This is a genomic window from Arthrobacter sp. YAF17 (genome assembly GCF_052113365.1).
GTDB lineage: Bacteria > Actinomycetota > Actinomycetes > Actinomycetales > Micrococcaceae > Arthrobacter.
Genome location: NZ_JBFRDB010000012.1, coordinates 109,422 through 123,679 on the forward strand (window position 1 = coordinate 109,422; position 14,258 = coordinate 123,679).

Annotated in this window: 16 protein-coding genes; 6 read left to right on the forward strand and 10 right to left on the reverse strand. The window is 64.5% G+C overall.

The window, feature by feature from the left end; all coding sequences use genetic code 11:
- Window positions 1-386 precede the first annotated feature (386 nt).
- Together AB4Y67_RS11790 and AB4Y67_RS11795 are read left to right on the forward strand one after the other, a co-directional pair.
- Complete coding sequence (locus AB4Y67_RS11790; RefSeq protein WP_441405960.1) at window positions 387-1,223, forward strand: glycosyltransferase family 2 protein; 837 nt, start codon at window positions 387-389, stop codon at window positions 1,221-1,223.
- A 1-nt stretch (window position 1,224) separates the two neighbouring features.
- Entirely contained in the window at window positions 1,225-2,232 is a 1,008-nt protein-coding gene (locus AB4Y67_RS11795) for a glycosyltransferase family 2 protein (RefSeq protein ID WP_441405961.1), read from the forward strand.
- A gap of 56 nt (window positions 2,233-2,288) precedes the next feature.
- Here the strand turns inward: AB4Y67_RS11795 and AB4Y67_RS11800 are convergent, their stop codons facing one another.
- From AB4Y67_RS11800 to AB4Y67_RS11820, 5 genes are all read right to left on the reverse strand, one after another.
- Window positions 2,289-2,615, reverse strand: a complete 327-nt coding sequence (locus tag AB4Y67_RS11800) for a YciI family protein (protein WP_441405962.1) — start codon at window positions 2,613-2,615, stop codon at window positions 2,289-2,291.
- A gap of 8 nt (window positions 2,616-2,623) precedes the next feature.
- Window positions 2,624-3,940 (reverse strand): RNA polymerase sigma factor, encoded by a 1,317-nt coding sequence (locus AB4Y67_RS11805; protein WP_441405963.1) that lies wholly within the window; start codon window positions 3,938-3,940, stop codon window positions 2,624-2,626.
- Window positions 3,941-3,972: 32 nt separating this feature from the next.
- Entirely contained in the window at window positions 3,973-4,140 is a 168-nt protein-coding gene (locus tag AB4Y67_RS11810) for a YciI family protein (protein ID WP_441405998.1), read from the reverse strand.
- A complete protein-coding gene (locus AB4Y67_RS11815; RefSeq protein WP_441405964.1) occupies window positions 4,140-4,313 on the reverse strand; it encodes a hypothetical protein in 174 nt (57 codons plus the stop codon). Before AB4Y67_RS11815 ends, AB4Y67_RS11810 begins: the two co-directional genes overlap by 1 nt.
- A 144-nt stretch (window positions 4,314-4,457) precedes the next feature.
- Window positions 4,458-5,486: a mycothiol transferase gene (locus AB4Y67_RS11820; RefSeq protein WP_441405965.1), complete on the reverse strand. Its 1,029-nt coding sequence runs from the start codon at window positions 5,484-5,486 to the stop codon at window positions 4,458-4,460.
- Window positions 5,487-5,700: 214 nt separating this feature from the next.
- Between AB4Y67_RS11820 and AB4Y67_RS11825 the strand changes: the two genes are divergently transcribed.
- Together AB4Y67_RS11825 and AB4Y67_RS11830 are read left to right on the forward strand one after the other, a co-directional pair.
- The gene (locus AB4Y67_RS11825) at window positions 5,701-7,389 is read left to right on the forward strand and encodes a long-chain-fatty-acid--CoA ligase (RefSeq protein WP_441405966.1); all 1,689 of its coding nucleotides are present in this window, start codon (window positions 5,701-5,703) and stop codon (window positions 7,387-7,389) included.
- 124 nt (window positions 7,390-7,513) lie between these two features.
- Entirely contained in the window at window positions 7,514-8,113 is a 600-nt protein-coding gene (locus AB4Y67_RS11830; RefSeq protein ID WP_441405967.1) for a J-domain-containing protein, read from the forward strand.
- 57 nt (window positions 8,114-8,170) lie between these two features.
- Here the strand turns inward: AB4Y67_RS11830 and AB4Y67_RS11835 are convergent, their stop codons facing one another.
- The 4 genes from AB4Y67_RS11835 to AB4Y67_RS11850 form a co-directional block, all read right to left on the reverse strand.
- Window positions 8,171-9,622, reverse strand: coding sequence for a S8 family peptidase (locus AB4Y67_RS11835; protein ID WP_441405968.1), 1,452 nt, complete (start codon window positions 9,620-9,622; stop codon window positions 8,171-8,173).
- Between the two features lie 119 nt (window positions 9,623-9,741).
- Window positions 9,742-10,059: a DUF6221 family protein gene (locus AB4Y67_RS11840; protein ID WP_441405969.1), complete on the reverse strand. Its 318-nt coding sequence runs from the start codon at window positions 10,057-10,059 to the stop codon at window positions 9,742-9,744.
- Between the two features lie 61 nt (window positions 10,060-10,120).
- Window positions 10,121-10,345 carry a hypothetical protein gene (locus AB4Y67_RS11845; protein WP_441405970.1) on the reverse strand — a complete coding sequence of 75 codons (225 nt, stop codon included), beginning with the start codon at window positions 10,343-10,345 and terminating at the stop codon, window positions 10,121-10,123.
- A 205-nt stretch (window positions 10,346-10,550) separates the two neighbouring features.
- Window positions 10,551-11,345, reverse strand: a complete 795-nt coding sequence (locus AB4Y67_RS11850) for a carbon-nitrogen hydrolase family protein (RefSeq protein ID WP_441405971.1) — start codon at window positions 11,343-11,345, stop codon at window positions 10,551-10,553.
- Between the two features lie 32 nt (window positions 11,346-11,377).
- Between AB4Y67_RS11850 and AB4Y67_RS11855 the strand changes: the two genes are divergently transcribed.
- Window positions 11,378-12,034 (forward strand): GntR family transcriptional regulator, encoded by a 657-nt coding sequence (locus tag AB4Y67_RS11855; RefSeq protein WP_441405972.1) that lies wholly within the window; start codon window positions 11,378-11,380, stop codon window positions 12,032-12,034.
- Here AB4Y67_RS11855 and AB4Y67_RS11860 read toward each other — a convergent pair.
- Complete coding sequence (locus tag AB4Y67_RS11860; RefSeq protein ID WP_441405973.1) at window positions 12,031-13,422, reverse strand: MFS transporter; 1,392 nt, start codon at window positions 13,420-13,422, stop codon at window positions 12,031-12,033. The two genes, AB4Y67_RS11855 and AB4Y67_RS11860, sit on opposite strands and share 4 nt — an antisense overlap.
- A gap of 145 nt (window positions 13,423-13,567) precedes the next feature.
- Between AB4Y67_RS11860 and AB4Y67_RS11865 the strand changes: the two genes are divergently transcribed.
- The gene (locus AB4Y67_RS11865) at window positions 13,568-14,254 is read left to right on the forward strand and encodes a DUF2848 domain-containing protein (RefSeq protein ID WP_441405974.1); all 687 of its coding nucleotides are present in this window, start codon (window positions 13,568-13,570) and stop codon (window positions 14,252-14,254) included.
- Window positions 14,255-14,258 lie beyond the last annotated feature (4 nt).

Below are 14,258 nucleotides of genomic sequence, written 5' to 3' on the forward strand. Positions count from 1 at the left end.
TCTGGGCGTTTCCAGCCGAGCTGCTTACGGGTCCATTGGCAGGGCAAAAGTGCTGAAACTCAACGAATATGGGCACCCTTTTTGCTGACCGAGTACACCGCTGAAGAGCGAGTCGTAGTTCCCGAGTAGGTCGCCACGGAGACCCAAGTAGAGGCATGCGGGTCGCGCATCGAGTGGAACAAACAACCAAGTACCAGCCACTCGTGACACAACTTTGGGTGAACTTTAGGCTCTAGGCAAGGCCACAGTCAGTGGCAAGTGGGGTTGGGGTTGCTGATATTTCGACGGATGTCTTGAATTCGTCCACTAGGTTCTCATTCGCAGATGGCCAGACCATCGAGGTCCGGAAATTTCATAAGGTGGTGAGGCTTTTGTCTATTCCAAATATGGTCCCTAATTCGCCGGCCGAGCAAATCGCCGCCTCGCCCAGGGCTTCGGTGAGTGTGGTTATTCCGACTCTTAACGAAGAAATGAATTTGCCCTGGGTTCTGCGGCGCATGCCTTCATATGTGGATGAAGTGGTCATTGTGGACGGTCGCTCCCATGACCACACCATTGACGTCGCCCGCGCACTGCGGGTCGACGTCGTTGTGGTGGCGGAACCCCGCAAAGGCAAGGGCATCGCCGTCCGTGCCGGCTTCGCAGCGGCGTCGGGAGACATCATCGTGATGCTCGACGCGGACGGGAGCATGGATCCGCAGGAAATCGGCTGGTTCGTTTCTCCACTCCAGCATGACTACGACTTCGTCAAAGGCTCGCGCTACGTAACCGGGGGCGGGTCGGAGGACCTCACCTGGCTGCGGAACACCGGGAACCGGGTCCTGACCGGGTTGGCGAACACGGTTCTGAGAAGCAACTACTCGGACCTTTGCTACGGCTACATTGCGCTTCGCCGGGAATGCCTGGAGGTCCTCGAGTTGGAGTCGGACGGCTTTGAGATCGAGACGGAGCTGATTGTCAGGGCCGCCCGCGCAGGCCTCCGCATCGCGGAAGTGCCGAGCTTCGAACTTGACCGCATCTCCGGCGTTTCGAACCTGCAGACTTTCCGCGACGGATGGCGGGTCCTCCGCACCCTGGCACGGGAATGCACCTCGTGGGAGGCGCCGACCGCGGGGGCAAGGCCCGAAGCCCTCCGGCGGGTCAAGTACACCTACCCGAACGTCCGGTTTGCCCGCACACCCACGGATCCGCACAGCGTGCTCACCGTGGCGGAAGGAGCCTAAGGTGCTCGACTTCAATTTCCGGCCCACAGCTTCCGTTGTTATCTGTTCCTACACGGAGCAGCGCTGGGAACTACTGATGGACGTCATTGACTCAGTCCACGCCCAGACGCTTCAACCGAAGCAGGTAATCGTAGTGGTGGACCACAACGAGGACCTGTACAAGCGGCTGGTGGCTGCCGTTCAGGACGTCACCCTCGTGGAGAGCACCGGGCTCCAGGGGCTTTCCGGGGCGCGGAACACAGGCGTAGGCCTGGCAACTTCGGAGATCGTGGCGTTCTTGGACGACGACGCAGTGGCAGCCCCGGACTGGCTCGAAAAGCTGACGGCGCTCTACGACGACTCCGACGTCCTGGCGGTTGGCGGGAAGGTCGAGCCGGCTTGGGAAGGCGGCCGGCCCGGCCACTTCGGCCATGAACTGGATTGGATCGTCGGCTGCAGCCACCGCGGCATGCCCAAGGTGGCCTCCGAAGTTCGCAATGTCATCGGCGCCAACATGTCCTTCCGGCTCCAGGTGCTCCAGCAGGTTGGCGGCTTTGATCTCTCTCTTGGACGCCAAGGCACGAAACCGATGGGATGCGAAGAGACCGAAATCTGCATCCGGGCGGCTGTTGGCTCCCCGGGCTCCCGCATTGTGTACGAGCCGGCAGCGCTGGTGCATCACCATGTGCCGGTCCAGCGGGGGACGTTCCGGTACATGCTGGAGCGTTCCTGGTCGGAGGGTTTGTCCAAAGCCCAGGTCAGCCACATCGTGGGACACAAGCGGGCATTGGGCCCCGAGCGGCGCTACGTGCGCAGCGTCCTGCCCCGAGCGGTCTTTTCCGCACTGGCGGCTTGGGGCCGGGGCGCCGACCCCGACGGTTTGCGCCGGGCGGGCGCCTGCGTGTCCGTCCTGGCGACCACGGCCGCAGGGTATCTCTACGGACGCCGGATCGCCCACGGCTCCGGATCGCTGCTGTCCCGCTCAACTCCTGTCCCCGTTAGCGTCCCGCCCTGGAGGGAAGCCACCTGATTGGTGCCGGAATCGGTTTGTGACGGCAACCGCGGGGGCTTAGGGTGCCGGAGTTGTCACGGGTCGATTCGGCGCACCTCGATCGGCCATAGTCTCGCTTCGCCGAGCTTGCCGGCAATTTCTACCGCGCGGTCCAGGTCAACACAATCCACGATGTAATAGCCGGCCACGATCTCTTTCGTCTCCATGAATGGGCCGTCGGTCACGGTGAGCGCGGTGCCGTTGTTTCGGACGAACGTTGCCTCTTCAGCGAGCTCATGAGCTGCCAGGAACTCACCCGTTGCCCTGAGTTCCTGCTGCAATGCCGTGTGAGCCCGCATGATCGCCTCGATCTCGGAAGCGGAGAGTGCGTTCCATTTGTCGACGTTGATTGGGATCAGCAATAGGTGTTTCATTTTTCCCCGTTTGCGGTTGGCGGCGTGGTTTTGTTCCGGTTGGCTTCGGGTGAGGATGCAGGGCTCGTCTCGGCCAGGCGTTTTGAGAGGTAGCGCTGCTCGACCTCCGTTGGGGCGAGGTCCCGGGCCCGCTGATACTCGCAGCTGGCCTCAGTTTTCCTCCCCAGACGTCGCAGCAGGTCAGCTTTCGCGGCCGGCAGGAGGTAGTACCCCTCGAGTGTCCGTGTCCGTTCCAGCTCTTCGATGAGGGCAAGGCCAGCTTCCGGTCCTTGGGACATCGCGACAGCGACGGCCCGGTTTAGCTCCACCACCGGCGACGGCGCAATCTGGGCAAGCGCCCCGTACAGGACTGCCACCCGGGCGAAGTCGGTGCTGCCGGAATCAACGGCGGTCATGTGGCACGCCGCAATGGCGGCCTGGATACGGTAGCTTCCGGGCCGGGATCTCAGCGAAATGCCCAGACGATCGGCGGTCGCGAGCAGCGTCACGGCTTCAACAGTCGCAGCCTGATCCCATGCCCGGCGGTCCTGGTCCTCAAGCGGTACCAGGTCCACGGCGGCGTCCGTCCGGGTCCGGCGCCGGCCGTGGTGAAACAGCATGAGGGCCAGCAGAGCCAGAGCCTCGGGTTCCTGCGGGGAGCCGTTGAGCAAGCCAACCAGCAACCGGGTGAGGCGGATCGCTTCCCTGGCCAGAGGCTCGCGGATCAATGTGCCGCCACCGGTGGCCGAATATCCTTCGTTGAACATCAGATACAGCACGGCAAGGATTCCGGCGGTGCGTTCAGATATCAACTCTGGCGGCGGCACGCGGTACGGGATCCCAGCATCGCGTATCTTCGCTCGGGCCCGGACTAGCCGCTTGGACATTGTTGCTTCAGGGACGAGAAACGCGCGGGCGATCTCACCGGTCGTCAGCCCCGCGACAGTGCGCAAGGTCAGCGCCACCCGGGCAGCGAGAGGCAGGGCAGGGTGGCAACAGGTGTGAATTAGCCGGAGCCGGTCATCCTCGGCAGCCGTTGCTGTGCCTGTCTCGTCGTCCAGTTTTTCGAGCTCGGTGAGGATCGCGAGTTCACCCACGGCCCTCTTTTCGGTGGCCGCGCTCCGCATGCGGTCGATCGCCCTGTTTTTGGCCACCGTTGTCAGCCAGGCCCCGGGATTCCTGGGAACGCCATGCTCCGGCCAATCGATGAGGGCCTTGGCGAACGCATCCTGCACACTGTCCTCGGCCAGGCTCCAGTCGCCCGTCACGCGGATGAGGGTTGCCGTGATTCGTGCTGCCTCAGCGGCGGACGCGGCTTCGACGGCGGCCCGCACGCCTGTCAGTTCCGTCACCCCGGCCGCCGGGCCTACGACTGCTCGCCGAGCGGCCACACGGGCCTGATCTCGATCTTGCCGAACCGGGCCATGGGGTGTTTGGACACCACCTCGATAGCCTCATCGAGATCGGCGCAGGCGATGATGTCATAGCCGGCGATCCATTCCTTTGTCTCGGCGAACGGCCCATCCGAAACCATCACCTCGCCGCCGCGTACCGCGACCGTGGTTGCGTCTTCGACAGGTCGCAGCCTGTCGCCATGCGGATAACGCCGCGGGCTTCCATTTCAGCACCCCATTCGACAATGTTGTCCTCGGCGGCCACATATGCGGGCGCTGTCGGATCGGTGCAGATGAAAAGCATGTACTCCACGATGACTCCTTCTTCTTGGCTGATACACCACCACGACGAACGGGATGACACGAAAAGGACACCTGACGGGAAGATATTTCCGGGCCATCCTGACTGCGTTCAGCGCCCGCGGCCCAGCGAACCATCAGGGGGCGGAAGCCGGAACTAATCCACCACGAGATTCTGATGTCCGTCGATCAGCTCCCGGGCGATGTCGAGGTGGCCCGCGTGGACGGAAGTCTCAGCGAGCACCCGGAACAGGACCTCACGCCCATCGGACATCGGCGGCGCGTCGAACACGCTGGCCGGGGGCCACCACCGGGGAGGGGCATCCAAATCGATCTCCGCCAGGACCTCGTCACTTCTAGCGATTTCGCGCTTGTAGATGTCCATCGCGTCGGCACCGGTCATCGGCTTCGACGCCCAGCCGTTGTGAAGTTCGGCGATCGCCCTGTCATCCCCACCGAGAACAGCCGATATCCAGAACATCTCGTCGTCGAAGGCCAGATGGTTGAGCAGCTGCGTCATCGTCCAGCCGGACGGGACCAAAGCTCGTCCCATATCATCGTCGTCGAGGCCGTCGACTGCTCGGAGAACATGTTCCCGCCCCCTCGCCAGCTGGGCGAGCAATTGGGCGTCGCTCTGGGGTCCCGCCATGCCCCCACCGGCCATCGGGGTTAGGGCGGTGCTGTCCTTGACCCGGTCGATGGTGGCGCCCCAGCCCTCCTGACAGCCGCCGAGTATCAGCTTTTGCACCTCTTCGACGTCAAGGGACTCCGAGAACTCGACTGTAAGGATGAGCGCCGTTTTCGAGCCTGTGTCGTTGAACTGCACCGTGACCACAGGGGCTGTCAGTTCGTTCTCGCCGTCGAGTTCGGGCCAGCCTCCAACTGCTCCCCAGCGGAAGATGAGGCGTTCGTCGGGAACGATCTCCAGGTAGATTCCCCCGGTGGGGTAGCTTAGGCCGTCATTGACGATCATCATCTGTTTCCAGGTACCCCCAACGCGGAGGTCGACCTCTATGGGCGTGGCAGGCGTCGGCATGGCAGGGTTGTAAAACCAAGCAAGGTGCGCAGGATCAGTCCAAGCTGTGAACACCGCATGCCGCGATGCAGCGAGGATTCGGGTAAGAGTGAAGCTTCGATCCTGGGACGGGGGGTCGGTCGTCATCTTTCCTCCGGTTTTGTGAGCCATCGGGGCGATCAGGCGCTATGGCGGGCAGGGCATCAGGCGGTCCAACCGCTTGCCCTAGGAGCCGCGGTTCGCGCCCGAGCCTAATTACGCACCCAGGCAAACACAAGGCTGGTCGTTGCTGTCCGGGGTCACGAGGGCCCAAACCAGATTGCCATTCCCAGGCGGAGGAACCGGAAATTCGCTGCGGGAAGAAGGTTCACGGCAAGATGTGACCATGGAGAACACGGACCAGCAGCCTTGGGTGAAGAACTATCAGCCGGGCGTCCCGGCCCGGATTGAACTGCCCACCGAGTCGCTTGTGGACATGCTGGAGCGTTCCGTGGCCGAGGCCGGCACGGCCCCCGCACTGGAGTTCTTCGGCCGCCGCACCAGCTATGCCGAACTCGGCGAACAGGTCGAACGGGCGGCCGAGGGCCTGCGCCGACTGGGAGTCCGCGCCGGCGACCGGGTAGCGCTGATCCTGCCGAACTGCCCGCAGCACGTCGTCGCCTTCTACGCGGTACTGCGCCTCGGCGCCGTCGTCGTCGAACATAATCCGCTGTACACGTCCCGGGAACTCCGCCACCAGTTCGAGGACCACCAGGCCCGCGTTGTCATCGCCTGGGACAAGGCTGCGTCGGCCGTACGGGACTTCCCGTCCGACGTCGAGATCGACCACGTTGTTTCGGTCAACCTCCTCGAGGCGTTCCCCGCCGTCAAGCGCCTTGCCCTGCGCCTGCCGGTCAAGAAGCTGCGGGCGTCCCGCGAAGCGCTGACCGGTCCCGCCCCGGGAACGACCCCGTGGAAGGCTCTCCTGGGGCATGGCCGGATCGACCCGGAACACCCCCGCCCCTCGGTGGATGACCTCGCCGCGATCCAGTACACCTCGGGAACCACCGGCCGTCCCAAGGGCGCCATGCTCACCCACTTCAACCTGTACTCCAACGCCCTGCAGGGCGAGGCCTGGATGCAGGGCGCCGAGTACCGCAAGGAAATCTTCTACGCGATCCTGCCGATGTTCCATGCCTTCGGCATGACGCTCTACCTCACCTACGGGATCCGCAAGCAGGGCCTTCTGGTGCTCTTCCCCAGGTTCGATCCGGACCTCGTGCTGGACGCCATGAAGAAATCGCCCGCCACGGTCTACTGCGCGGTCCCGCCGATCTACGAACGCACCGCCATGGCCGCCAAAGAAAAAGGCATCTCGCTCCGGTCGTGCAAATACTGCATCTCCGGCGCCATGAACCTGCCGGACCATGTGGTGGAACTGTGGGAGTCGGTCTCCGGCGGGCTGCTCGTGGAGGGTTACGGCATGACCGAGTCCTCGCCGGTCGCGCTGGGAAACCCCTTCCACCCCACCCGCCGCAACGGCACTATCGGGGTGCCGTTCCCTTCGACCCTCATGAAGGTCGTCGACGTCGACGATCCCGCCGTGGAGGTCCCGCCGGGCCAGCCGGGTGAGCTGCTGCTGAAGGGCCCGCAGGTATTCCAGGGCTACTGGAACAACCCTGAGGAAAGTGCCAAGACCCTGACCGCTGACGGCTGGCTGCGGACCGGCGATGTGGTGACCGTGGACGGTGACGGATTCACCACCATCGTGGACCGGGCCAAGGAACTCATCATCACGGGCGGCTTCAACGTCTCGCCCACGGAGGTGGAGACGGTGCTGCGGCTGCACAAGGACGTCAAGGACGCGGCCGTCGTCGGAAAGCCACTCGAACGGGGCGGCGAGATGGTGGTCGCCGCCGTCGAACCCGAACCGGGCAGCACGCTGGATGAGGACGCCCTCCGCGAGCACTGCCGCGAGCACCTGGCCGGCTATAAGGTCCCCAAACGGATCGTCGCCATCCCTGACATGCCCCGCTCGATGCTCGGCAAAATCCTCCGCAAACAGGTCCGCGAGCAGGTCCTGCCGACGCTCTGACCTTCCTGAAAGCCGGGACTCGGCGACGGCGTCATCCGGCCCCGCGGGGGCACTCCCTTGGCTGCATGGAGTTTGGTTCGCATACTGGAAGGGTGCTTTTGCGGCCGGAAAGGGGAGGGGAACGATGAGCGGCGAATCGGGCGGGGCGTTCCGGCGCCGCGTGGAGCGCGCGGCCGAACTCCGCGTGCTCCGGATCAGCGGAATGACGGTGCAGGAAGAGGAAGAGCTGGCCGCCGCCGACGCGAAGGAACGGGAACTGCGTGCAAAGTTCGACGACGCCGCCCGGGCCGAATATCTGATCCGCGATGCCATGGCGCAGGGAAAGTTCGATCACTTGAAGTACGCCGGCAAACCCATCCCCGGCCTGGGCGAGAACTACGACCCTGACTGGTGGGTCAAGGGACTGCTCCAGCGCGAAAGCATCACCGGAATGGGTCCCCCGGCGATCCTGCTCCGCACCGAAGATGCCGGCCTTGACGCACGGATCGACGAGCTGCACTCCGAGAACCAGATCCGTGAGCTCCTGGACGACTTCAACGCGCGGGTTGTCGAAGCCCGTCGGCAACTGCAGGGTGGACCGCCAGTTGTCACCAAGACCCGCGACGTCGAGGCCGAACTCCGGCGCTGGCGGGAACGCCGCGCGGCGCTCGCCGTTGAGCAGGAAGCGTTGCAGGGACCGGAAATCCGCCGCCGATGGTGGCGGCGGATCCGGCCGGGCTCCTAGCCCGCTGCTGCAGCTCGGCTGGCCGCGCCCGTCCGCGGCCCGCGCCGGTCCCGCGCGTCAGTATTTGGCGATCTGGGCCAGGTAACCGTAGAACTTCCCCTTGATCGGACGGAGGGGGTCGCCCTCGAAGCCGAAGTCCCGGTGGTTCTTGTTGTAGTCGGCTGTGAGCTCCTGGAATTGGGCCATCAGTTCCTTGCCCGAGCCCTCACATGCTCCCTCGCTGATGCACAGAGCCAGCGAACCGGCGACGGCGGGGCTCGCGAAACTGGTCCCGTGGGCCACCCCATACCCGCCCGGCACCGTCGAGGTAATGCAGACTCCGGGGGCGGCCACGGTGTGTTCCCGGTCCTCGGATGCGCTGGCGTAGTTAGAGAAGAACGCAGGGTGGTCATCCAACTGGCCCCGTTTCGACCAGTCGTCGGGCCCGCAGATCGGCGCTGCGAGGCCATCGGGCTTACCGTCGAAGTCCGCGATCGCCGTGGCGGTCAGCACTTCGTCGTAGGTGGCCGGGACAAAATCGGCGATGTCTTGGCCGGAGTTTCCAGCCGCTACGGCGTAGGCGACTCCCGCCTTGACGGAGCGGCAGATGGCGTAGTGCATCGGATCCGTTCCCTTGCCGCAGTTGGGGGTCTCGGTGCCCGGTCCGCCGATGCTGATGTTGGCCACCTGGATGTCGTTGTCCGGATTCCCGTCCTTGCGCGTCGCGGTCACCCAGTCGATGGCGCAGATGAGCATTTCCTCCGTGATTACGCCGGTGTCATCAACAACGCGCACAGACCACAGCGGGGTTCCGGGCGCCGTACCGATCACGCCCAGATTGTTGTCCTTTGCGCCGATCACCCCGGCCACCAATGTCCCGTGCCCGACGTCGTCAGTGGAGGTGACCTTGACCGGCGAGCCGGTCGAGCAGTCAATGCCGCCGCGCACATTGAGGTCCGGGTGGCTGGCGTCGATGCCGCTGTCGATCACAGCCACGTTGACGTCTACGGAGCCCCGGCCCCACTGTTGCTGGTCGTCGGGGAGAGTGCCGCCCATCCTCAGCCACCAGAGTGGCGCCACCTGCGTGCTCGGCGTGGCGTCCTTGGGCGTCTCGAACTCCCTGGCCACGGTGATGAAATCCACGCTTGGATCTGCAGCGAGGCGGGCCGCGACGGAGGGCGTCATCGTGGCGGCGTACCCGGTCACGGCGTCACGATAGACCGTGGAAACGGTAAGGCCATAGCTGCTCTGCTGGGCCGCGGCGGCGGTGCCGGCATCAGCCAGGCCGTCCTTCAGCACCACAATGTATTTTTGTTCCTGTTCGGCACCGGTCGAGGGGAGGGCCGCAACGAACACTCCGGCCAGGGCCAGGGTCAGTGCTGCGAGACCGCCGACGATCCGCCGGAACCGTTGCCTGGCTTTAGGCGGGGGAGCGGCGCTCCCGGGATCACGGGGTGGCTCCGCGGCTGTTGGCGCTGGTAGTCGTGCTGATCCCGGACGGCGGACGTAGCTGAACATAATGGCCTCCACTAAGCGTCTTCGCTAATGAGCGCCCCCCGCTCTTAGCTTAGGCCAGCGATTGGATATTGCACACGGACCTTTGGAAATTCTTGGGCGGCCGGCAGCCTAGGTGTATGGCGCCAATACTCCTAGGCGCGTAACCAGTCCTGGTCGAAGTCCGGGTGGTCGTAGTAGGGGAGGGCAAGGGCATTCAGCGACTGTTCCATCCACTCCAGCGACTCCGGGATCCAGCCCGCGTCCGGTTCCGTCCCGCTGACCAACGCTGCGAGGGCCGCCTGCCGGGCGACTTCCACGATGCGGATCAGGCGCCGCTTGGCCTCGCATTCGAGCAGCAGCCGCTGTTCGTACCAGGCTCCGGATTTCGAGACGGTCCGGTCGCCAAGGAGGGTCCGCGCCACGGCCTCGTCCTCGCTGATGCGTTCGGACAGGAATTCCACGATGTCCACACCGCGAGCGTACGCTCGGTCCTTGCCCGGCAGCCAGTTCCGGCTGCGGTGGCACTGCTGCCTAGCGCGCCGCCAAGTTTTCCGCGTCCTCGGGACCCACGAAGTGGCAGGATCCCTTGTGCCGCTCGCGCAGGTCGCAGGTCCGGCCCGTCGGGAGATGGACGTTGCCGCAGAGGCCGGTAACCGCGACGTCCTCGCGGACATGCAGGCTGCTCAGGTCGGGCCGGAACTGGCTTTGCTCGTGGATTTTGGGGCCGCTGGGAGGATCGTGCTCTGGACTGGTCATGTCTGCTGCTCCTTGGAGGGTTGCCGTGCAGGGAGGTGTCAGTCTCGATCTGGGTCCGTGACCAGTTTGGCACCACCGCGTTAACTCCGGGTTACAACTCCGTTAGGTCCTTGTCTCAGGTTCCGGGCCGGGACGCCGACGACGACGGCGGGGCGCGCCGCCGTCGTCGACCTCGCTGCCGTCGCAGCTGGCCACGGTGTCCGGATCAGAAGCTTCTCGCATTGGCCAAGACGGGAAGTTTGGCCCGTACGTGCGGGATGTCGGCCGTATCGATATCGATGACTGCCAACTCCGGTTCGCTGCCCATGGTTGCCAGCGCCACGCCGAGTGGCGAGACCACTGCGCTGCGGCCGATGCCGGTGGGGGCTGTGCCGGCCGAGGGCGCGCCGACACTCGCCGGATCCGCCTGGCCGCAGGCGACGACAAAAGACGTGCTGTCTACTGCGCGGGCACGGACCAGGAGGTCCCACTGGTCCGCCTTGCCAACACCTGCTCCCCAGGAGGCGCACACGATGTTCACGTGGGCGCCGGCACGGGCGTTCGCGGCGAAGAGCGCCGGGAAACGGACGTCGTAGCAGGTGGCCAGGCCGAAGACCGTTCCGCCGACCTCGAACGTCACCGGGGACACGCCGGCGTCGACGGAGTCGGACTCCGCAAAGCCGAAGGCATCAAAAAGATGGATCTTGTCGTAGGCCGATTCGATTCCGGGCCCGGTAACCAGCAGCGTGTTCCTTACCCGGGCGCCCTGGCCGGGGGTGAACATGCCAGCCACGATCGTGATTCCGAGCTCTGCCGAGATGCCGCGCACCGATTCCGCCCACGGGCCGTCCAGTGGTTCGGCCACTGCGTTGAGGTCATTTCCGAAGGCGCACATCGTTGCCTCGGGAAACACGACCAGCTCGGCGCGGGCATCCGCGGCGCGGGCGGCGTATTCTCGGATGAGGTCCAGGTTCAGGTCCGGATCGGCACCTGAAATGATTTGGGCCACTGCTAGACGCATGGGTTTACTCCAGTCTGTTGTATACATAATGTATGCGAAAAATGTCAGGGACGACCGCTTCCGGTCGGGAGAAGGCGTACACCTACCTGCGCGAGAACGTCCTCATCGATCCTGAAATGCAAGGCAAGTTCCTCAACGAGCAGGAACTTGCGGCCGAGATCGGGGTGTCTCGCACGCCCGTCCGCGAGGCACTGCTGCTGCTGGTCTCGGACGGCCTCGTCGAGCTGATTCCCCAGCGCGGCGCGTACGTACCCGTCGTCACCGGCCGGGAGATCTCAGAACTGATGGAACTCCGCGGTGTCCTGGAAAGCCACGCAGCCCGGCTGGTCATTGCGGAGGGCGCTGTGCCCGTTCAGGAAATGCAGGAAACCTTGGATTTGCAGGCTGCGCTGCCAGACACGTTGGCGCCCGAGGCTGCGCGCGAATTCATCAGGCTGGACACCCTCTTCCATCAGCAGCTCATCGATGCGGCGGGCAATGAGTTGATCTCCAGCACCTACAGCAAGCTCCACGTCCGCCAAATCCTCGTGGGCGTTTCGGCACTGTTCCGGACTTCCGGCCGGCGCCATGACGTTTGTGCCGAACACCAGAGCATCCTCGATGCCCTGGTGTCCGGCGATGCGGCCATGGCCCAGGAGGCGATAGACCGTCACCTCGCTGTCACGCGGGACCTCCTGCTGCGCACCTAGCCCTTGACGGCCACGCCGGCATCTTCGCGGCTTGTGGCGGGGCCGTCCAGCATCACTCGGTACTCCTCGTCCTCCGTGGTGTTGGGGTTCCGGCCGAGCGCGAGCCCGACCAGGGTCACCGCAACTGCAACGGCGACGTAGATGGCCACCGGAATCCACGTGCCGAACTGGGACAGCAGCAGGGTGAACATCAGCGGGGCGACGGCTCCGCCGATCACGCCGGCAAAGGTGTAGGCCAGGGAGCTGCCGGTGGAGCGCAGCCGGGGAGAGAACTGCTCCACGATGAAGGCGGCCTGGGGCCCGTACATGAAGGAGTGGGTCATCAGGCCCAGCACAATCCCGATGATCAGCATCGGCTCGTTCTTTCCGCCGAGTACGACAAAGAACACGAAAGCCCAGACGGCTCCGAGCACGGCTGCTGTTCCGTAGACAAGCCGCCGATTGAAGCGGTCCGAGACGGCGCCGGCCAGCGGGATCATGAACAGCTGGAACGCGGACCCGATCAGGACCGCAGTCAGAACCTGGCTGCGCTGATAACCCAGCACCTGGATGCCGTAGGTGAGGGTGAAAACAGTGAACAGTGCGTAGACCACATCGGGGCCAACCCGGCAGAGGGTGGCGGCGACCAGCGGGCGCAGTTCCTTGCTGAACACTTCGCGGATGGGAGCAGAGGGCTGTTCGCCGTGGGCCTCAATCGCCTTGAAGATCGGAGTGTCCTCGAGCTTGAGCCGGATCCATAGACCGAAGCCGACGAGCACCGCGGACATCAGGAAGGCAATGCGCCAGCCGAAGCTGAGGAACTGCTCTTCCGAGAGCATCAGGGTAAGGATCGCGAGGGCACCGTTGGCCAGCAGGTTGCCGGCGGGCGGGCCCACCTGTGCTGCCGAGGCCCAGAAGCCCCGCCGTTTCGGGTCGCCGTACTCGCTCGAGAGCAGGACGGCGCCACCCCATTCGCCGCCGACGCCGACGCCCTGGGCGAAGCGGAGGAGTACCAGGATAATTGGCGCAACGATGCCGATGCTGGCGTAGCCCGGCAGGAGGCCGATCAGCACGGTGGCGACGCCGATGATCATCAGTGTGGTGACCAGGACCTTCTTGCGGCCGATTCGATCGCCGAGGCGGCCAAAGATGATGCCGCCGATCGGGCGCGAAATGTAGCCCACAGCGTAGGTGGAGAACGCCAGAATGGTGCCCGTCAGCGGGTCCGAGGACGGGAAGAAGATGATCGGGAAGACGACGGCGGCCGCCGCTGAGTAGACGGCGAAGTCGTACCATTCAAGTGCCGTGCCGGTCAGGCTGGCGGCAAAGGCCTTGTACAGCCCCTTGGGGCGAATCGGCGCGTCCGGCTGCGCTGCTGTTCCGGACGTCGTGGTTGGGGCGTTGCCCATACTGTTCCTCCACAAAGTTACGAAGTGATGCCTGTCACGCTGGCATTAAATGTATACATTACGCATACTGGATGTACATTGGCGACTGTTTCTGGTTTCCGGTTTGTAAATTTTCCCAGCCCCAACAAGCAAAGGACGTGCTCGCATGGTTACGTTGAGCTTCGAACTACCCGATGGAAGTACCCGCAACGTCGAGGTCCGGCATCTCCTGAACGCGGGATACGCGGGCCGCGAGCAGGACGAAGTCCAGGCCCATATTGAAGAATTGGCGCTCCTGGGTGTCCCCGGGCCCACCACGACGCCGGCGCTGTATCCCRTATCGCCGTACCTCGCCCAGCAGACCTCCGAGGTCCGCGTACAGCACGCCCGGACTTCCGGCGAAGCGGAGTGGGCGATGGTGATCACCGAGGATGATGTCCTGCTGACGGTGGCATGCGACCATACCGACCGCGAACTTGAAGTCCACGGCGTTGCCTGGAGCAAGAATGCCAGCCCGGACGTGCTGGGCCGCAAGGCCTGGCGGCTCGACGATGTGCGGGGCCGCCTGGATCAAATCACGCTGAAGGGGTGGGTCGGCGCGGGCGATGAACCCGACACACTTATCCAGGACAGTACGCTGGGGGCACTCCTCACCCCCGACTACTGGCTGGATGTCCTGGCTGAGCGCGGACTCAAGCAGCCCGGCACTGTGCTGATCTCCGGCACTGTTGCGATGAATGCCGGTGTTGACCAGTTTGCACGGAGCTGGAAGGTGGAAATGACCGATCCCGCCGCCGGGGCAAGTGTTGATGCCAGCTACATTGTGGACCGCATGCCCGAACCAATCGGCTGATCGG